11 protein-coding genes are annotated in these 21,126 nt (G+C 56.7%); 8 read left to right on the top strand and 3 right to left on the bottom strand.

The window, feature by feature from the left end; genetic code table 11:
* Positions 1-1,191: 1,191 nt before the first annotated feature.
* The gene (locus AAGR22_RS10420) at positions 1,192-3,231 is read left to right on the top strand and encodes a prolyl oligopeptidase family serine peptidase (RefSeq protein WP_345831437.1); all 2,040 of its coding nucleotides are present in this window, start codon (positions 1,192-1,194) and stop codon (positions 3,229-3,231) included.
* A gap of 5,135 nt (positions 3,232-8,366) precedes the next feature.
* Here the strand turns inward: AAGR22_RS10420 and ydfG are convergent.
* On the bottom strand, positions 8,367-9,113 hold the full coding sequence (gene ydfG, locus AAGR22_RS10425) for a bifunctional NADP-dependent 3-hydroxy acid dehydrogenase/3-hydroxypropionate dehydrogenase YdfG (RefSeq protein ID WP_067702148.1): 747 nt from the start codon (positions 9,111-9,113) through the stop codon (positions 8,367-8,369).
* A gap of 396 nt (positions 9,114-9,509) precedes the next feature.
* Between ydfG and guaD the strand changes: the two genes are divergently transcribed.
* Complete coding sequence (gene guaD, locus AAGR22_RS10430; RefSeq protein ID WP_345831438.1) at positions 9,510-10,856, top strand: guanine deaminase; 1,347 nt, start codon at positions 9,510-9,512, stop codon at positions 10,854-10,856.
* 108 nt (positions 10,857-10,964) lie between these two features.
* Complete coding sequence (gene dcp, locus AAGR22_RS10435; protein WP_345831439.1) at positions 10,965-13,019, top strand: peptidyl-dipeptidase Dcp; 2,055 nt, start codon at positions 10,965-10,967, stop codon at positions 13,017-13,019.
* Between the two features lie 98 nt (positions 13,020-13,117).
* On the opposite strand, the gene hpxO is transcribed toward dcp, so the two are convergent.
* Positions 13,118-14,275: an FAD-dependent urate hydroxylase HpxO gene (gene hpxO, locus AAGR22_RS10440; RefSeq protein ID WP_345831440.1), complete on the bottom strand. Its 1,158-nt coding sequence runs from the start codon at positions 14,273-14,275 to the stop codon at positions 13,118-13,120.
* 241 nt (positions 14,276-14,516) lie between these two features.
* Between hpxO and AAGR22_RS10445 the strand changes: the two genes are divergently transcribed.
* The 3 genes from AAGR22_RS10445 to AAGR22_RS10455 all read left to right on the top strand — a co-directional run bounded on the left by AAGR22_RS10445 (position 14,517) and on the right by AAGR22_RS10455 (position 16,166).
* Complete coding sequence (locus AAGR22_RS10445; RefSeq protein WP_067702136.1) at positions 14,517-15,152, top strand: hypothetical protein; 636 nt, start codon at positions 14,517-14,519, stop codon at positions 15,150-15,152.
* Between the two features lie 96 nt (positions 15,153-15,248).
* A complete protein-coding gene (locus AAGR22_RS10450; RefSeq protein WP_345831441.1) occupies positions 15,249-15,695 on the top strand; it encodes a DUF441 domain-containing protein in 447 nt (148 codons plus the stop codon).
* Positions 15,696-15,755: 60 nt separating this feature from the next.
* Positions 15,756-16,166, top strand: a complete 411-nt coding sequence (locus AAGR22_RS10455; RefSeq protein WP_345831442.1) for a hypothetical protein — start codon at positions 15,756-15,758, stop codon at positions 16,164-16,166.
* A 37-nt stretch (positions 16,167-16,203) separates the two neighbouring features.
* Here AAGR22_RS10455 and AAGR22_RS10460 read toward each other — a convergent pair whose 3' ends face one another.
* On the bottom strand, positions 16,204-17,478 hold the full coding sequence (locus AAGR22_RS10460; protein ID WP_345831443.1) for a Glu/Leu/Phe/Val dehydrogenase: 1,275 nt from the start codon (positions 17,476-17,478) through the stop codon (positions 16,204-16,206).
* A gap of 466 nt (positions 17,479-17,944) precedes the next feature.
* On the opposite strand from AAGR22_RS10460, the gene eptB reads away from it, so the two are divergent.
* Both eptB and fabV read left to right on the top strand, forming a co-directional pair.
* Positions 17,945-19,615, top strand: coding sequence for a kdo(2)-lipid A phosphoethanolamine 7''-transferase (gene eptB, locus AAGR22_RS10465; protein WP_345831444.1), 1,671 nt, complete (start codon positions 17,945-17,947; stop codon positions 19,613-19,615).
* A gap of 74 nt (positions 19,616-19,689) precedes the next feature.
* Positions 19,690-20,886, top strand: coding sequence for an enoyl-ACP reductase FabV (gene fabV, locus AAGR22_RS10470; RefSeq protein WP_345831445.1), 1,197 nt, complete (start codon positions 19,690-19,692; stop codon positions 20,884-20,886).
* The last annotated feature ends 240 nt before the right edge of the window (positions 20,887-21,126 follow it).

A 21,126-nucleotide genomic window follows, 5' to 3' on the forward strand; every position in this document is an offset into this window, starting at 1 on the left:
ATCCACCCCAGACTGGGAACTGTGACTGGCATTTGTGATGTTTACTGTTGTTGCGGGGCCGGGTGCTAAGCCCTGCGGGGACCGTTGTCACGCGGACACGCCGCAGGCACATCCGTGTGGGCTCGGCTCGCGCATCCCTGCGCTCGACGGTCCGCTAAGCCAACGGTCCCCGCCTGGCCTCTGGCTCCGTAGTCGCTGCTAAAAACCTCTTCATGTCCGGCCCCGGCTTACAACATTTTCGACAGATAATGCTGTCATGATCGGATCAGGTTTTGACCTTAGCCACTGCCAGAGAACCCACAGCCCACGCCGCAGCCAGAGGGCGGTGTTGCAGAGCAGATAAGCCGGGTCTCTGCCGCAGGGATGCGGCAGTGAAGCCCCCAGGGAAGGGTTTACGGCGCCCCGGCGTTCTGACCCGCAACATAGCCCTGTCACCGGAGCGGGTTTTGACCTGGCTGGCATTTGTAACGTTTGCTGTCATTGCGATGATACGGTGGAAAGCCCTGCGGGGACCGTTGTCACGCGGACACGCCGCAGGCACGTCCGTGTGGGCTCGGCTCGCGCATCCCTGCGCTCGACGGTCCGCTAAGCCAACGGTCCCCGCCTGGCCTCGGGCTACGTAGTCGCTGCTAAAAACCTCTTCATGTCCGGCCCCGGCTTACAACACTTTCGACAGATAATGCTGTCATGATCGGATCAGGTTTTGACCTTAGCCACTGCCAGAGAACCCACAGCCCACGCCGCAGCCAGAAGGCGGTGTTGCGGAGCAGATAAGCCGGGTCTCTGCCGCAGGGATGCGGCAGTGAAGCCCCCAGGGAGGGGTTTACGGCGTCCCGGCGTTCTGACCCGCAACATAGCCCTGACACCGGAGCGGGTTTTGACCTTAACACTGCCAGAGAACCAGCAGCCCATTCCGCAACATAGCCCTGTTACCGGAGCCGGTTTTGACCTTAACACTGCCAGAGTACAGCTCCCCATTCCACAGCCCTAACACCGCAGCCGGTTTTGACCTCCCTGCAAACAATACAAAAGCCAAAAAACACGTCATACCAGAAATGAGTTTAGGGTGTTGTAAAAAAGACATAATGGTATGTTCAAATAGAGAAGATGTAGCGATCGTGTTTATTTACTGAAACGTACCTACACGAGAACCCGCTTCACAACAGAGCTAAACAGTCGACATAAGGACGCATGATGACAGAGGGCAATATCCAGCATTTGCTTAGCAAACTCGAGTTACCACAGGATGAGGAAGCGCTTCGTTGGGTGACCTCACAAAACCTGCGCACGACAAACAAATTTGCCCATGGCGGACGTTTTCATCAGACGCAGCAAACAATATTGCAGTCGTTAAACGATCAATCGAATATCCCCTGGGTTAACCATTACCGCGAAACGGTTTATAACTTCTGGCAGGACGACAGGCATCCGCGCGGTATCTGGCGCCGTACTGCCGAAGCGTCATATCTGATGGCAGAGCCCGAATGGGAAACGGTGCTGGATATCGACCGTCTGAATGAACAGGAAGAAGCAAACTGGAGCTACCGTAGTGCCGATCTACTCTATCCTGATTACACGCGCGCGTTGATTTATTTATCGGGCGGTGGTGATGCCTGTGAGATTCGTGAGTTTGACCTGGTCAGTAAGTCTTTTATAAGCGATGGTTTTTATCTGAAAGAAAGCAAAAGCTTAGTCAGCTGGATTGATGAAAATAACCTGCTGCTGGCGCTTGATGGGGGCGGAGATACCCTTACTACATCGGGATATCCGCGCTGCGTTAGCCGTTGGCAGCGAGGCACCGCCCCGCATGAAGCGGCCTTAATTTACGCTGGCGAAACGACCGACATGGCGGTTTCAGCCTCGCACGATCCCACACCCGGCTTCGAAAAAAGTCTGGTGCATTGCAGCCAGGACTTCTATCACAGCCGCACTTATCTGCTGACCGCGCAGGACGAACTGGAATTTATAGACATCCCAGAAGACGCTTCTTGTGGCTTTTTCAACGCCTGGCTACTGGTTACGCTCAATACTGCCTGGCAGGTTGCGGAGACAATCTACCCCGCAGGCGCTCTGCTGGCGACAGATTTCGCGGCTTTCCAACAGGGGCTGCGCAACTTCATCATACTGTTCACGCCGGATGCACATACGACGTTGCAGGGATACAGTTCAACCCGGGATAACCTGATCCTCAATATGACTCAGGATGTGGTTGAGAAAGTTAAAATATTAAAAACTGAGAACGGTCAGTGGCGTGGTGTGAAAACGTTGGTTCTTCCAAACTTCACCAATATCTCTGCCTCAGGCATAGATATAGAGAGTAACCGCTACCAGGTAGTGAGTTATGGGTTTCTGCAATCCTGTTGCCTGAGCTATGGCGATCTGGATGCGGAAACACTCAGTGTAGTGAAGCAGGATCCGACATGCTTTGATGCGGCAGATTTTGAAGTCACTCAGCATTTTGCCGTGTCAACGGACGGCACTCATATTCCCTATTTTCAGGTCGCTGCCAAAGGGCTGGCACTTACCGGCGATCACCCAACGCTACTATACGGATATGGGGGGTTCGAGGTCTCTTTGACGCCCAATTATTTGGGCGCTAAGGGAAACACATGGCTGCATAAAGGCGGCGTTTACGTGATGGCGAATATCCGCGGGGGCGGGGAGTACGGTCCTGCCTGGCACCAGGCTGCTCTGAAACAGCATCGTCACCGCGCCTATGAAGATTTCGCGGCGGTGGCGAGCGATTTGATTGCACGTAAGGTGACGTGTGCGACCCGGCTCGCAGCGCAGGGGGGAAGCAACGGCGGGCTTCTGATTGGCAATATGCTGACGGACTATCCCGAACTGTTTGGTGCGCTGGTGTGTGAAGTTCCCCTGCTGGATATGACAAATTATCATCGCTGGCTGGCCGGGTCCTCGTGGATTGCCGAATATGGCGATCCGGAAATCGCCGAAGAGAGGGCGTGGCTGCAAAACTATTCACCGTTCGACAACGTTTCTGCTGATAAACGCTATCCGCCAACGCTATTTACTACCGGGACCCGGGACGACCGCGTAAGTCCGGCGCATGCACGCAAAATGGTCGCGCGTATGCAGCAACAGGGCCATGATAACGTCTGGTTGTATGAGGAAACAGAAGCGGGGCACGGTAGTGCACCGGAGAATACTCAGACGGCATTTTATCATTCCCTGGTTGAAGAGTTTATGTGGAAAATGTTGACGGATCGATAAACCAGGCGATGTTCAGTTAGTGGGGCGGCCCTATGGATTATTTCCAGTGGGAACTTACCTGACTGGCATTTGTGATGTTTGCTGTCGTTGTGGGGATGGGAGGCAAAGCCCTGCGGGGACCTTTGTCACGCGGACACGCCGCAGGCACGTCCGTGTGGGGTCGGCTTGCGCATCCTTGCGCTTGATTGTCCGCTTAGGGTTCCCGCCTGGCCTCAGGCCGCTTTGTCGCTGTCGCTGCTAAAAACCTCTTCAGGTCCTGCCGCGGGTAACAAAACTTTCGACAGGTAATTTCTTGCCTGACATAAGTGATTTCGACCTTCAGGTCCGTGATAACAGAGGCATGCCACTGAATCAAATTCTGATCTACGCCAGAACATTAACAGCCCACTCATTAGCCAGAAGGCGGTGTTGCGGAACAGATAAGCCGGGTCTCTGCCGCAGGGATGCGGCAGTGAAGCCCCCAGGGAGGGGTTTACGGCCCCCCGGCGTTCTGACCCGCAACATAGCCCTGTCACCGGAGCCGGTTTTGACCTTACGGATGACAGTGTGTGGGGAACTGGCACCTGTGACGTTTACTGTTGTTGCGGGTACCCGGTGCAAAGCCCTGCGGGGACCGTTGTCACGCGGACCCGCCGCAAGCACGTCCGTGTGGGCTCGACTCGCGCATCCCTGCGCTCGACGGTCCGCTCAGCCAACGGTCCCCGCCTGGCCTCAGACCACGTTGTCGCTGCTGAAAACCCCTTCACGTCAAGCCCCGGCTTACAAAACGTTCGGCAGATAAGGTCGTCGTGATCGGATCAGGTTTTGATCTTAGCCACTGCCAGAGAATCCGCAGCCCACTCCTTAGCCAGAAGGCGGTGTTGCGGAGCAGATAAGCCGGGTCTCTGCCGCATGGATGCGGCAGTGAAGCCCCCAGGGAGGGGTTTACGGCGCCCCGGCGCTCTGACCCGCAACATAGCCCTGTCACCGGGCGGATTTTGATCTGGCTGGCATCTGTAACGTTTGCTGCCCTTGCGGCGATACGGTGCAAAGCCCTGCGGGGACCCTTGTCACGCGGACACGCCACAAGCACGTCCGTGTGGGCTCGGCTCGCGCATCCCTGCGCTCGACGGTCCGCTAAGCCAACGATCCCCGCCTGGCCACTGGCTACGTGGTCGCTGTTAAAGACGTTCTTACGTTCCGACTCTGCTTATCTAACTTTTGACAGATAATTTCTTGCCTGACATAAGTGATTTCGACCTTCAGGTCCGTGATAACAGAGGCATGCCACTGAATCAAATTCTGATCTACGCCAGAACATTAACAGCCCATTCCGCAGCCAGAGGGCGGTGTTGCGGAGCAGAAAAGCCGGGTCTCTGCCGCAGGGATGCGGCAGTGAAGCCTCCAGGGAAGGATTTACGGCGTCCCGGCGTTTTGACCCGCAACATAGCCGTGTCACCGGAGCAGGTTTTGACCTGGCAGGCATCTGTAACGTTTGCTGTCCTTGCGGTAAATGGGTGCAAAGCCCTGCGGGGACCGTTGTCACGCGGACCCGCCGCAAGCACGTCCGTGTGGGCTCGACTCGCGTATCCCTGCGCTCGACGGTCCGCTCTGCCAACGGTCCCCGCCTGGCCTCAGACCACGTTGTCGCTGCTAAAAACCCCTTCACGTCCAGCCCCGGCTTACTAAACTTTCGGCAGATAAAGTCGTCGTGATCGGATCAGGTTTTGATGTTAGCCACTGCCAGAGAATCCGCAGCCCACTCCTTAGCCAGAAGGCGGTGTTGCGGAGCAGATAAGCCGGGTCTCTGCCGCAGGGATGCGGCAGTGAAGCCCCCAGGGATGGGTTTACGGCGCCCCGGCGTTCTGACCCGCAACATAGCCCTGTCACCGGAGCCGGTTTTGACCTTGTTGCAAACAACATAGCCCCGTCATCGGAGCAGGTTTTGACCTTACGGATGACAGTGTGTGGGGAACTGGCACCTGTGACGTTTACTGTTGTTGCGGGTACCTGGTGCAAAGCCCTGCGGGGACCGTTGTCACGCGGACCCGCCGCAAGCACGTCCGTGTGGGCTCGACTCGCGCATCCCTGCGCTCGACGGTCCGCTCAGCCAACGGTCCCCGCCTGGCCTCAGACCACGTTGTCGCTGCTAAAAACCCCTTCACGTCCAGCCCCGGCTTACTAAACGTTCGGCAGATAAGGTCGTCGTGATCGGATCAGGTTTTGATGTTAGCCACTGCCAGAGCACCCGCAGCCCACTCCGCAGCCAGAAGGCGGTGTTGCGGAGCAGATAAGCCGGGTCTCTGCCGCAGGGATGCGGCAGTGAAGCCCCCAGGGATGGGTTTACGGCGTCCCGGCGTTCTGACCCGCAACATAGCCGCGTCACCGGAGCAGGTTTTGACCTGGCAGGCATCTGTAACGTTTGCTGTCCTTGCGGTAAATGGGTGCAAAGCCCTGCGGGGACCGTTGTCACGCGGACCCGCCGCAAGCACGTCCGTGTGGGCTCGACTCGCGCATCCCTGCGCTCGACGGTCCGCTCAGCCAACGGTCCCCGCCTGGCTTCAGACTACGTTGTCGCTGCTAAAAACCCCTTCACGTCCAGCCCCGGCTTACTAAACTTTCGGCAGATAAAGTCGTCGTGATCGGATCAGGTTTTGATGTTAGCCACTGCCAGAGCACCCGCAGCCCACTCCGCAGCCAGAAGGCGGTGTTGCGGAGCAGATAAGCCGGGTCTCTGCCGCAGGGATGCGGCAGTGAAGCCCCCAGGGATGGGTTTACGGCGTCCCGGCGTTCTGACCCGCAACATAGCCGCGTCACCGGAGCAGGTTTTGACCTGGCAGGCATCTGTAACGTTTGCTGTCCTTGCGGTAAATGGGTGCAAAGCCCTGCGGGGACCGTTGTCACGCAGACCCGCCGCAAGCACATCCGTGTGGGCTCGACTCGCGCATCCCTGCGCTCGACGGTCCGCTCAGCCAACGGTCCCCGCCTGGCCTCAGACTACGTTGTCGCTGCTAAAAACCCCTTCACGTCCAGCCCCGGCTTACTAAACTTTCGGCAGATAAAGTCGTCGTGATCGGATCAGGTTTTGATGTTAGCCACTGCCAGAGCACCCGCAGCCCACTCCGCAGCCAGAAGGCGGTGTTGCGGAGCAGATAAGCCGGGTCTCTGCCGCAGGGATGCGGCAGTGAAGCCCCCAGGGATGGGTTTACGGCGCCCCGGCGTTCTGACCCGCAACATAGCCCTGTCACCGGAGCCGGTTTTGACCTTACGGATGACAGTGTGTGGGGAACTGGCACCTGTGACGTTTACTGTTGTTGCGGGTACCCGGTGCAAAGCCCTGCGGGGACCGTTGTCACGCGGACCCGCCGCAAGCACGTCCGTGTGGGCTCGACTCGCGCATCCCTGCGCTCGACGGTCCGCTCAGCCAACGGTCCCCGCCTGGCCTCAGACCACGTTGTCGCTGCTAAAAACCCCTTCACGTCCAGCCCCGGCTTACTAAACGTTCGGCAGATAAGGTCGTCGTGATCGGATCAGGTTTTGATGTTAGCCACTGCCAGAGCACCCGCAGCCCACTCCGCAGCCAGAAGGCGGTGTTGCGGAGCAGATAAGCCGGGTCTCTGCCGCAGGGATGCGGCAGTGAAGCCCCCAGGGATGGGTTTACGGCGTCCCGGCGTTCTGACCCGCAACATAGCCGCGTCACCGGAGCAGGTTTTGACCTGGCAGGCATCTGTAACGTTTGCTGTCCTTGCGGTAAATGGGTGCAAAGCCCTGCGGGGACCGTTGTCACGCGGACCCGCCGCAAGCACGTCCGTGTGGGCTCGACTCGCGCATCCCTGCGCTCGACGGTCCGCTCAGCCAACGGTCCCCGCCTGGCTTCAGACTACGTTGTCGCTGCTAAAAACCCCTTCACGTCCAGCCCCGGCTTACTAAACTTTCGGCAGATAAAGTCGTCGTGATCGGATCAGGTTTTGATGTTAGCCACTGCCAGAGCACCCGCAGCCCACTCCGCAGCCAGAAGGCGGTGTTGCGGAGCAGATAAGCCGGGTCTCTGCCGCAGGGATGCGGCAGTGAAGCCCCCAGGGATGGGTTTACGGCGTCCCGGCGTTCTGACCCGCAACATAGCCCTGTCACCGGAGCAGGTTTTGACCTGGCAGGCATCTGTAACGTTTGCTGTCCTTGCGGTAAATGGGTGCAAAGCCCTGCGGGGACCGTTGTCACGCAGACCCGCCGCAAGCACATCCGTGTGGGCTCGACTCGCGCATCCCTGCGCTCGACGGTCCGCTCAGCCAACGGTCCCCGCCTGGCCTCAGACTACGTTGTCGCTGCTAAAAACCCCTTCACGTCCAGCCCCGGCTTACTAAACTTTCGGCAGATAAAGTCGTCGTGATCGGATCAGGTTTTGATGTTAGCCACTGCCAGAGCACCCGCAGCCCACTCCGCAGCCAGAAGGCGGTGTTGCGGAGCAGATAAGCCGGGTCTCTGCCGCAGGGATGCGGCAGTGAAGCCCCCAGGGATGGGTTTACGGCGCCCCGGCGTTCTGACCCGCAACATAGCCCTGTCACCGGAGCCGGTTTTGACCTTACGGATGACAGTGTGTGAGGAACTGGCACCTGTGACGTTTACTGTTGTTGCGGGTACCTGGTGCAAAGCCCTGCGGGGGCCGTTGTCACGCGGACCCGCCGCAAGCACGTCCGTGTGGGCTCGACTCGCGCATCCCTGCGCTCGACGGTCCGCTCAGCCAACGGTCCCCGCCTGGCCTCAGACCACGTTGTCGCTGCTAAAAACCCCTTCACGTCCAGCCCCGGCTTACTAAACTTTCGGCAGATAAAGTCGTCGTGATCGGATCAGGTTTTGATGTTAGCCACTGCCAGAGCACCCGCAGCCCACTCCGCAGCCAGAAGGCGGTGTTGCGGAGCAGATAAGCCGGGTCTCTGCCGCAGGGATGCGGCAGTGAAGCCCCCAGGGATGGGTTTACGGCGTCCCGGCGTTCTGACCCGCAACATAGCCCTGTCACCGGAGCCGGTTTTGACCTTCCTACAAGCAACATAGCCCCGTCACCGGAGCCGGTTTTGACCTTGTTGCAAACTACATAGCCCCGTCACCAGACCAGGTTTTGACCTTCCTGCTAACAACACTAACCCGCGCAGGCCCTGACCTCAGCTCTTATGGACCTTCAGGCCCGCTACGGTCTGGCCAACCGGCATCATCTCCAGCGTATTAATATTCACGTGCTTAGGCAGCGTCGCCACCCAGTAAACCGCCTCGGTGATATCCTCCGCCGTCAACGGCTCTGTACCGTCGTAAACGCTCCCGGCTTTGGCATCGTCGCCCTTAAAACGGACGTTCGAAAACTCGGTGCCGCCCACCAGGCCCGGCTCGATATCCGTCACGCGCAGCGCCGTACCGTGCAAATCCGTGCGCAGGTTAAGGCTAAACTGCCGCACAAAAGCCTTGGTCGCCCCGTAAACGTTACCGCCCGCATAAGGCCAGCTGCCCGCTATCGAACCAATATTAATAATATGACCCACATCGCGCTCCACCATGGCAGGCAGCACGGCACGGGTCATATAAACCAGTCCCTTATTATTAGTGTCGATCATCGCGTCCCAGTCATCGACATTGGCTTTATGAGCCGGTTCAATACCCAGAGCCAGCCCGGCATTATTGACCAGCACGTCAATATTGCGCCACTCAGCGGGCAGGCTGCCAAGCGCTTCTTCAATTCCGGCGCGATTACGTACGTCCAGCTGCAGCGTGTATAAATTGTCACCCAGCTCATCCTTCAGCGCTTGCAGACGTTCATTGCGGCGTCCGGTCGCTATGACTTTATGACCCTGAGCGATAAAGCGGCGGGTGATACTCTCGCCAAATCCCGCGGTGGCACCGGTAACAAACACAATCATCATACTGTTCCTCATCATATTTTAACTTTTCTTCACCCTATCACGTTGCCCACATGCTGATAAGACGCAATATCTATATGTTAATTCCGGGGCTGCACACTACTGGCGCATGAGACCCTGGATATGCCTTTTATTGGTGCGCGACCGGGGAGGTGGCCCGCAGAAAAAGCATTCACCCAATACAGATAGTGACATGGCAATCGTTTGCTTACGCAGGCAAACGATTGCCTGGCCATTTATATTTGCACAGTTAAAAAAGGTCATCAATTTATGCTAACTATCTGAAAATTAGCTATATTAATTTCACCTTACTCTGGCATGACAATTGCAAATTTCACTTCACCCCTCTGTTGCCATAACCGAAAAAGCACAAGGCTCTTTCAAAAAGGAATCGCTATGTTATCGACCTATACTCAGGCCATTAGGGGAAGTTTTTTTGATTATACCGCTGCGGTGGAAAATCCCGGGCAGCTTGCCGGTCTCGCCCGCTATATTGAGGATGGGTTGCTTCTACTTAACGGCGGTAAAATTGTTTCGCTGCAAAGCTGGGAAGAGGGTCAGTCGCTGTTAAGCGATCCGCAGGCCGTTATTGACTATCGCGGAAAGCTTATCGTTCCGGGCTTTGTTGACACCCATATTCACTATCCGCAGACCGAGATGATTGGTGCCTTCGGCGAACAGCTGCTGGAGTGGCTACAGCACTATACCTTCCCGGTCGAAAGCCAGTATCACTGCCCGACGCATGCCGCGAACATGTCGGCGTTTTTTTTGCAGCAGCTGCTCAGCAACGGCACCACTACCGCGCTGGTGTTCGGCACCGTGCATCCCCAGTCCGTGGATGCCCTGTTTGAAGCGGCGCATCGCCTCAATATGCGGCTGATTGCCGGTAAGGTGATGATGGACTGCAACGCCCCTGACTATCTTACCGAAACGCCAGAGCAGAGCTATCAGCAAACCCGCGAGCTGATTGACCGCTGGCACAATCGCGGCCGTCTCAGCTACGCGCTGACGCCGCGCTTTGCGCCCACCTCATCCCCGGCTCTGCTGGGCAAGGTACGTCAGCTTAAAACCGAATTTCCCGATACCTGGCTGCATACCCACCTTAGCGAAAACCCCCAGGAAATTGAGTGGGTAAAATCGCTCTTTCCCGATCGCAGCGGCTACCTCGACGTGTACGATCACTATCAGCTTACCGGGCGTCGCAGCGTCTTTGCTCACTGCGTGCATTTAGAAGATAGCGAGTGGGACTGCCTGCATGACACCGATTCGGCGGTCGCCTTTTGTCCCACGTCCAATCTGTTTCTCGGCAGCGGCCTGTTCAATCTGAAACGCTGCTGGGACAGGCAGGTGAAGATGGGCATCGGCACCGATGTCGGCGCGGGCACGACGTTCAATATGCTGAAAACCCTGGCCGAAGGATACAAAGTGGGCCAGCTACAGCGCTATTCCCTGTCAGCCTGTGAGGCGTTCTACCACGCCACGCTCGGCGGCGCGAAGGCGCTGGATCTGGATAGCCATATCGGTAACTTTCTGCCGGGTAAGGAAGCCGATTTTGTGGTGATCGATCCGGCCGTCTCAGAGCTACAAAAAATGCGCCAGGCCAACAGCCGCGATATCGGGGAAAAGATGTTTGTGCTGATGACGCTGGGTGACGATCGTAATATCGCCAGTACCTGGGTTAACGGCCAGTGCGTATGGCAGCAAAATAGCGTGGAGAAGGGCGAAATTACCGGGGGCCGTTGATATCCCCGGGAGAGCGGCTGGAGATATCTCGCATTACGTTAGTGACGGGGTTGGCTTCACGGCCTTCTCGTCCTATGCTGAAAGCTTTAGCGACCCGGAGACACGCCCATGCCCCTCTCGTCAGCCAACCCTTTCAGCCAGCCGAGCACACTGCCGTTTCAGGCACCGCCGTTCGATCTCATCTCGGAGGACGACTACCGCCCCGCCCTGGAAGAGGGCATGCGGGTCAAGCGCGAAGAGATCCAGAAAATTATTGCTAATCCCGACGCCCCCACCTTTGAAAACAGCTACGAAGCGCTCGAAAAAGCCGGGCAGATGCTTAAGCGCGTTGAAAACGTCTTTGGTGCCATGACCTCAGCCAATACCAGTGATGCGTTACAGGCGCTGGACGAAGAGATGTCGCCGAAGCTGACCGCGCTGGAGGATGATATCAAACTTGATAGCCGCCTGTTTGCGCGTCTCGACACGATTTATCAGCAGCGTCATTCGCTCAGCCTGTCGGGGGAATCCCTGCGGCTGGTCGAGGTTATCTGGCAGCGTTTCCAGCTGGCCGGTGCCAGCCTGGATGCCTCGCACAAAGAGCAGCTCAAAGCGCTGAATCAGCAGGCTGCGTCGCTCAGTACAAAGTTTACCAACCAGTTGCTGATCGCCGCGCGGGACGGAGGGCTGGTGGTAAAGGATAAGACCCTGCTGGCAGGCCTGAGCGAGGCCGAACTGAACGCGGCTGCCGGGGCAGCACAGGCTAAGGGCCTGGAGAATAGCTGGCTGATTATGCTGCAAAACACTACCCAGCAGCCGGCGCTACAAAGTCTGAGCAATCGCGACACGCGGCAGGCACTCTATGACGCCTCATGGAATCGCGCTGAAAAAGGGGACGCCAGCGATACGCGGCAGCTGATTATCCAGCTGGCGCAGGTGCGGGCTCAGCAGGCGGCCCTGATGGGCTTTAGCAGCTTTGCCGCATGGCAGCTACAGGACCAGATGGCGAAAACGCCTGAGGCAGCGATCGATTTTATGCGGGCGATTGTTCCGGCCGCTACCGACCGGGCGCAGCGTGAAACGGCTGACATTCAGGCGGTGATTACCCGGCAGCAGGGAGATTTTACCGTGGCGCCCTGGGACTGGCTCTATTATTCCGCGCAGGTGCGAAAGGAAAAATACGATCTTGATGAGAGCGAAACCAAACCCTATTTCGAGATGTGGAACGTCCTCGATAAGGGCGTTTTCTGGGCGGCCACGCAGCTGTTTGGAATTACCTTCGCCCCCCGCAGCGATATTCCGGTTTATCAGCCCGACGTGCGGGTTTTCGAGATTTTCGACAACACCGGAGACGCGCTGGCCCTGTTCTATGTCGACTATTTCAAACGCGATAATAAAGGTGGCGGGGCATGGATGAGCAATTTTGTCGGGCAGTCAACGCTGCTGGATACCCGGCCGGTCATTTATAACGTCTGTAACTTTGCTAAACCGGCCGACGGCGAACCCGCTCTGATTAGCTGGGATGATGTTATCACTATGTTCCATGAGTTTGGCCATACGCTGCATGGGCTGTTTGCCAGTCAGCGCTACCCCAGCCTCTCCGGGACGGAAACACCGCGAGATTTTGTGGAATTCCCCTCGCAGTGCAACGAGCACTGGGCCAGCAATGACCAGGTATTCAACAATTTCGCCCATCACTATCAGAGCGGCGAGCCGATGCCGCAGGCGCTGCGTGATAAAATCGTTAAATCGAGTAAATTCAACAAGGGCTACGACATGACGGAGCTGCTGGCCGCCGCGCTGCTGGATCAGCACTGGCACAGCCTTGCGTCGGATACGCCGGTGCAGGACGTGGACAGCTTCGAGAAAAGTGCCCTTCAGCAGGATAAAATTGATCTTGCCGCCGTGCCGCCACGCTACCGCTCCAGCTACTTCCAGCATATCTGGGGAGGCGGCTATGCCGCGGGATATTATGCCTATCTCTGGACGCAGATGCTGGCCGATGACGGTTTTGAATGGTTTAACGAGCAGGGTGGCCTGACGCGGGAAAATGGCCAGGTCTACCGGGATAAGATCCTGTCACGCGGTAACAGTGAAGATCTTAATCAGCTGTATCGCGAGTGGCGGGGAAGGGATCCTGAAATTGAACCGATGCTGATTAATCGCGGGCTTAAGGACAGCTAAGGGTGTGATAAGTTGGGGAGTATCCGCTACCAGAAGCGGTAGTCCCCGCGCTAAACAGCCGTTCAAACATCAGGGTGGGCCTGCGCGGTGCACAACCACTACGCCAGTGGCCCGCCCTGAATGGTCTCGCACATGCCATTCATGATGCGCTCGCCGGTCTCGGTTTTCAGCTCTTCATACCACTGCTGGGTCACCGCCATCTCTTTACCGTGAGTAACATCGCAGCGCTTACGCGCTTTCAGCACCAAATCTTTTACCCGATCGACGCGCTGCTGCTGATAGTGACGCAGCGCCGCCTCAGCATCGAGCGGATGCGATTGCAGCGCGTCTGCCAGTACCACCGCATCCTCCATCGCCGCACAGCCGCCCTGGCCGATATCCGGCGTGGTGCTGTGCGCTGCATCACCCAGTAGCGCCACGCGTCCTTTAACCAGCGGCGAAAAGGGGTCGATATCGTGGATTTCGATGCGGTTAGTGGTCTGCGGATCAATACGTTCGATCAGCGTTTGCACCGGCTGCGCCCAGCCGCTGAAGTAGCGCGTAAGATCGTCACGCAGGGAAGTGCGATCTTCCGCTAAACCTGCGGGCAGGGGAACATCAAAAAAGAAATAGAAGCGGTTACCCGCCACCGGCATCAGCGAGACGCGCTTACCCTCGCCGACGAAAGTGGTCCACTGATCGGCGGGCGCGATGGCTTCATCACACTCAACCAGGCCGTTCCAGTTCACATAGCCTGCATAGCGCCGCTCAACCGGTCTCTCCAGCACGCTGTTACGCACTACCGAATGGGTACCGTCGCAGGCGATCAGCAGGTCACCCCGGACCTCGCTGCCATCTTCAAACCGGGCGATGACGCCCTGACTATCCTGTTCGACCTGGGTTACGCGCTTGCCAAACTGTACCTTTTCGCGGCCGTAATGATTTAGCAGCATCATCTGGAGTTCGGCGCGCGCCACTGGATAAGGACGTTCGCCCGACTGAGCCACCAGCGGATCGAGGCTGAATCGGGTCAGAACCTCCCCCCGTCGAAAATCCTGATAGGCCATCGTGCGCATGTTACCGCCAAGTGCCCGCAGAGGCTCTTTCATTCCCAGGAAATTGAGGCACTTAACGCCATTGGGCCAGATGGAGATCGCCGCGCCGACCGGTTTAATCTCTTTCACCGCTTCATACACTTCCGTTTCAATACCGTACCGCTTCATGGCTATCGCGCTACACAGTCCACCGATACCGCCACCAATCACTATTACTTTCATGCGTCTCTCCTTTACCTGTTACCCATTCGTGCAATTTTCATACCAGATGCCCGTCCCGCGGCAGACGGGGAGGGATGTGACGAATGAATCGGTCCTGCAACATTCGTTTCATCAAGAGGGGGCATAAGCGCGCGGTATTGCACCAAAAGGGGGAAGTGGTGAGTTAAAGGTTGATACAGTAAACTGGCAAAGCCCGAAAGATTTGCCACAGTTAACCTATCCCCCTGATAAGGAAGACGCCATGACCATTATTGCCTGCCTGCACGCAGCCCGGAGTAATATCGAACTCTATGAAGCGGCACTGCACGCGCTGGATTTTGACGAGTTTCAGCTGCTTCATCGGGTAGAAAGTGAGCTACTGGAAAAGGCCATCGAGGCCCGTGAGATGACCCCTGAGATAGAGGCAGCCACGTTACAGGCGATAGATGAGCTTTGCCAGCAGGCGGACGTGGTCATTGTCACCTGCACCACGCTGGGCGTCGTTGCCTGGCAGGCAGAACGGTTCACTAAGCCGGTATTGCGGGTCGATGCCACCCTGGCGAAAGCCGCCTCGCATTATCACGGCTCAATTCTGGTGCTGTGCACGGCGCACTCAACGCTGGCTTCGACGACGCATCTGTTTGAGGCATTTATTCCTGGCGATCGTCTGATGGTCGAGCTCGTTCCCCGGGCCTGGGCTTACTACAATGCGGGGGATATTAGCGGCTACCATCAGGAAATTGCTCACTATCTACAGCAGCGCCCGGACTCTGCGCTGGGCTGCATCGTGCTGGCACAAAGCTCCATGGCCGGGGCGGAGAAATACATCAACAGCACCCTATCGGTTCTGACCGGGCCTGCGGTCAGCTTGCAGGCAGCGATTGAGACCCTCCTCTGAGAAAAAAGGGCTGAGACTTAAAAAGCTAGAACGGAACGGTAAAGCGTTTTAAGCTGGAGAGACAAGACGTTACGCTTACTGCTCTCAGGGAATATAATGTTCGATATGACGCTGTTTATACTGCTGGTGTTAACCGGCATGAGCTATTTCAGTCATAACATGACGGTCACCATCGCGCTGCTGGTACTGATCGTGGTGCGCATGACGCCGCTAAACGCACTTTTCCCATGGATTGAAAAGCAGGGCGTCACCGTCGGGATTATCATCCTCACTATTGGCGTCATTGCGCCCATCGCCAGCGGCACCCTGCCTGGCAGCACGCTGCTGGGCTCATTCCTCCACTGGAAATCCCTGCTGGCTATCGCGATTGGCATATTCGTGTCCTGGGTAGGGGGACGCGGCGTCTCCCTGATGAGTAGCCAGCCCACCATAGTAGGGGGGTTGCTGATCGGCACGCTCATCGGCGTCTCGCTGTTTCGCGGCGTACCGGTCGGGCCGCTGATTGCCGCCGGCCTGGTCTCACTGTTTATCGGCAAAATGTAGGCTCAGCTTTCACCTGTGCATTTTGCTATTATCGCCGCCTAACATCAGGAGAGTCATACGATGAGCAGTAAGCAGGATAAACGTAGCAAGCGGGCAAAATTGAAGGCGAAACAGGCCAATCAGACCCGCGCCCACGGGCGTCAGATGGACGCCATCGGACGCCAGCGCTATACCGCAACGCCCGAAATGCTGGCGCTGTTTGAGACCCTGCCGCCGCTGGATGAAAGCGGAGACATGCCCTTTATTGCCGACGTCTATCGCTGGTCAGAAGCAGAATATGGTTTTGACGGCAGCAGCGATGAGAATGACAGACTACAGGTCGCCGCGCTCTGCGTGCTCTATATTCACTGGCGCACCAGCGGTGGCACATTGATGATACAGAACGAGATGATCGAAGCCGCCATCCGGCTGACGGATGAAAACGAAGCGTTTAAAACGCAGTATCAGGTGGCCGCGGCTACCGAAGCGTAGGGGAAGGCAGCGGGCGGTGCAGCACCGCCCGAGGGTTTTAGCCGGGGTAAATCCCGCGATCTTTGCGGGCCATCAGAATGCGTTCACAGGCGACAATATAGGCGGCGGTGCGCAGGCTACAGGCTTTCTCTGCGGCTTTGTCCCAGACGTGAACCATCGCCTCGGTCATGATCCTGTCCATCCGCTGATTGATCTCATCCTCGCTCCAGAAAAAGCTCGCCATATCCTGTACCCACTCAAAATAGCTGACCGTCACGCCACCGGCGTTACAGATTACGTCCGGCACCACGGTGATGCCGCGTGAGGTAAGCATATCGTCCGCATCCGGGTAGGTTGGGCCGTTCGCACCTTCCAGTACCAGCTTACAGCTGAGTTTTTCCGCCCGCTCGCGGGTAATCTGGCCTTCGAGCGCGGCGGGGATAAGAATATCCATTTTCACGCTCCAGAAGGTTTCGCTGGCGATCTCTTCAGCCCCGGGGAACCCCGCAATGTTCTTATGCGTGGTCTGCCAGCTGCTGAGGGCATCCAGATCGATTCCGCCGGCGTTAAAGAGGGTGGCGGTATGGTCCTGAATCGCCACGACCCGGCCACCGGCTGCCACAAACAGCCGTGCGGCCTCGCTGCCGACGTTACCAAACCCCTGAACCGCGATTCTCGCCCCTTCAATTTCGATGCCGGAACGGCGGGCCACTTCGCGCCCGGTGATAAAGACGCCGCGGCCGGTAGCCTTTTCGCGACCCAGCGAGCCGCCAAGATGGATAGGCTTGCCCGTAACCACGCCGGTGATGGTAGTCCCGTGGTTCATGGAGTAGGTGTCCATCATCCAGGCCATTACCCGGGCGTTGGTTCCCACGTCGGGCGCGGGGATGTCCTTCTGTGGACCGATAATCAGGCCGATCTCGCTGGTATAGCGGCGGGTCAGGCGCTCAAGCTCACCTTCTGACAGCGCAAAGGGATCGACGCGGATCCCGCCTTTCGCTCCGCCGTAAGGCAGATTCACCGCAGCACATTTAATGGTCATCCACGCCGACAGCGCCATCACCTCATTCAGATCGACATTGGGATGATAGCGAATGCCGCCTTTACCCGGTCCCCGGGAGAGATTGTGCTGTACGCGAAAGCCTTCGAAATGGCGAATAGAGCCGTCATCCATTTGCAGCGGGATATCAACAATCAGCGCGCGCTTCGGATGTCGCAGCGTATCGATCCAGCGGGACAAATCCCCCAGATAGGGTGCAACGCGGTCAATTTGTTGCAGGTATGTTGACCAGGCCGTTGTGCTGCTGTCAGAAACGTAAGATAGCTTTTCCATAACAAACCTTAATTTTAATGAGTTAATTGTGCTGCCAAATCCGGGCGTATTTGGTGAATATCACTTATGCGCGACTAAATTTATCATTAAAAGCATGTTTTGAAATCTTTAAGTTTATGTAAAATTTAACTGTTTTTGGCGACGAAAAGGCATAGCGCGAATAAATAACATCCCAGGAACATCTGATGTCAGGTGAAAGCGAAAGGCAAGTCATATTTATGCATTTAAACTGCATAGTCCGGGATAAACACTATTTCTCAAAACTTTGAATAGGATCAACATTCCTGGTCCGCTTGCGGCGGGAACATGATTTGTAACACTATAACAATACATTTCATCAACCTGAGTTAAACTCACGTTAGTTTACTTTGTCTGACCTTCCGCACGCCCTAAATGGCAGTTTTCAGAGCCTCTCTCGCTTTCTCTGTACTGGCATGACTATTTACTAACAATCACGATGAATCAGATGAAAAAACTGCTTTTTTTGACCCAGCATCGGGTCTGCTGCTTTGTTGCTTTATATGTTGGCATCCTGCTTAACCTGCCCATATTTTTCCGTCGCTTCCATCAGCTCACTCAGGACGCCGCGCTTTCTACCGCCACAGAGATGCTGGCTGCCTTTGCGCTGGTCCTGTTTGTCACGCTGCTCGCCTCGCTGGCTGGACGCCTGCTGTTCAGGATCCTGCTGACGCTGCTGGTGGTGTTTTCCGTTGCCGCCAGCTACTACATGATTTTTTTCAACGTCGATATCGGCTACGGCATTATTGCCTCGGTAATGGCGACCGACAGCCTCGACCTTTCAAAAGAGTCGGTCGGCTGGCACTTTTACCTGTGGGTGGTACTGGTCAGCCTGCTGCCGATCCTGATGCTCTGGCTGTCGCCACTGCCGGAAGCGGCGCTGCGCCGCCATAACCATAAGGCGTTTATGGGCCGTGGCGGCGTGATGATCGCGGCTGCCCTCTGCTGCTGGCTGCCGTTAAAGGTGATGGGCGATCGTCAGGATTCCCTCGACCGCCAGAATAACAGCATGATGGCCAGCTACGGCGGCGTGGTGGCGGGGAGTTACTCGCCGTCAAACTGGCTGTCGGGCGTGGGGCTGCTGGCGTACAGCAGCTGGAGCCAGGCAGAGGACAACCGCAATCTGTTCGATCCCGCTCAGCACTTTACCTATACGCCGCCAAAGGACGTTAACGACCTGTATGTGGTATTTATTATCGGTGAAAGCGCCCGTCGCGACCATATGGGCCTGTACGGCTACAGCCGCGATAACACGCCAAATCTCGATAAAGAGAAAAACCTCGCGGCGCTGGAGGGCTACTCCTGCGATACCTCTACCAAGCTTTCGCTGCGCTGTATGTTTGTGCGTGAGGGAGGCGCGTCCGACGCGCCGGAGCGCACGCTAAAAGAGATGAACGTCTTCTCGGTGCTGAAAAAGCAGGGGTTCTCATCGGAGCTGTTCTCCATGCAAAGCGAAGCCTGGTTTTACAATAAGGCCCAGGCGGATGACTATGCCCTGCGGGAAACTATCCAGTCTGAAAAGCGCAATGTGGGCAAGCCGATAGATGATATGGCGCTGGTTAACGAACTGCGGGATTCGCTGGATCGTCATCCTAAGGGTAAGCACCTGGTTATTCTGCATACCAAAGGCTCACATTTCCTCTATACCGAACGCTATCCGCGATCCTTTGCGCGCTACAAGCCGGAGTGTCAGGGCATTGATGACCAGTGTTCGACTGAAGAGATGGTGAATTCGTACGACAACAGCCTGCTCTATACCGATCACGTACTGGAACAGGTCTTCAATCAGCTGCGTAACCGCAACGCCATTGTCTTCTACGCGTCCGATCACGGTGAATCGATTTCACAGAATATGCATTTTCACGGTACGCCGCGCGACAGGGCACCGATGGAGCAGCGTACCGTGCCGATCATGGTCTGGGCTTCCGATAAATTCCTGCAGCAGCCCGACAACAGCGCGGCCTTTGCGCAGCTAAAAACGCTGGCGCGCGACAAAACGCCGGTGTTTCATGAAAAGCTGTTTGACAGCGTTTTAGGCTGTATTGGCTACACTTCACCAGACGGCGGCATCAACCCGCAGCGTAACTGGTGTCAGGTAAATAAAGCGATAACCCACTGACACCTTTGCCTGAACCGGCACAAGCGGGTATCCTGTTGCCCGCATTTACTGAGACAGTTTCAACTGAGGTCGACATGATTATTAAACCACGCATCCGTGGCTTCATCTGTGTTACTGCCCATCCGGCGGGTTGCAAAGCTAACGTTAAGAACCAAATCGATTACGTGACCCGTCAGGGCACCGTTGCCAACGGGCCAAAAAAGGTCCTGGTAATTGGTGCATCCACCGGCTACGGTTTGGCCGCGCGTATTTCCGCCGCCTTCGGCAGCGATGCCGCCACCCTGGGCGTCTTTTTTGAGCGTCCCGGTGAAGAGAGCAAACCGGCTACCGCCGGCTGGTATAACTCCGCCGCTTTCGAAGAGTTTGCCGAAGCAAAAGGCCTGTATGCCAAAAGCATCAACGGCGACGCTTACTCCGATGAAGTGAAGCAGAAAACCATCGAGCTGATTAAACAGGACCTGGGTCAGGTTGACCTGGTGGTGTACAGCCTGGCGTCTCCTCGTCGTACGCACCCGAAAACCGGTGAAGTCTTTAACTCCACGCTGAAACCTATTGGCAAAGAAGTCACGGTCCGTGGCCTGAACACCGACAAAGAAACCGTCAATGAAACCACGCTGCTGCCTGCTTCGCAGGAAGAGATCGACGGCACCGTGGCGATAATGGGCGGCGAAGACTGGCAGATGTGGATCGATGCGCTGGACGCGGCTGGCGTGCTGGCCGAAGGCGCGAAAACGACCGCCTTTACCTATCTGGGCGCGAAGAGCACCCAGGATATCTACTGGAACGGGTCGATCGGCGAAGCGAAAAAGGATCTCGATAAGCGCGTGCTGAGCATCCGTGACCAGCTGGCAGCGAAGGGCGGCGACGCACGCGTGTCCGTACTCAAAGCCGTGGTGACGCAGGCCAGCTCCGCTATTCCGGTTATGCCACTCTATCTGGCACTGCTGTTCAGGGTGATGAAAGAGAAGGGCACCCACGAAGGCTGCATCGAGCAGGTCTATGGCCTGTTTAAAGATAGCCTGTTTAACGCATCACCAATCGTTGATGACGAAGGCCGCCTGCGCGCCGACTACAAAGAGCTGGCACCGGAAGTGCAGGACGCCGTTGATAAGCTGTGGCCAACGGTGACTGATGAAAACCTGAATGACATCACCGATTTCGTCAGCTACAAGCGCGAGTTTATGCACCTGTTTGGCTTTGGCCTTGACGGCGTGGACTACGACGCTGACGTGAACCCCGACGTGAAGATTAAAAACCTGGTACAGATGTAACCGTCTGCCCGCGCAAAATGGCCCCCTGACCGCGTTGGGAGGCCGGCTGTATAGCGCGGTATTACCCTGCCCGGTGGACGCGTCCTGCGTCTGCCGGGAACCTCCCCTGGGTCAGTCCTTCGTAAAAAAGCCTTTCACCTGCCGTACCGTTTTCATACCTATGCCGTATGTTCTGGAGCGGCCATGATGTCGGCTAAGGCAGTTGTGTTTGAAGGCAACCAGGATAGGTGTTTGCTAAAT

The sequence above is a fragment of the Erwinia sp. HDF1-3R genome, from assembly GCF_039621855.1.
Taxonomy (GTDB): Bacteria; Pseudomonadota; Gammaproteobacteria; order Enterobacterales; family Enterobacteriaceae; genus Erwinia.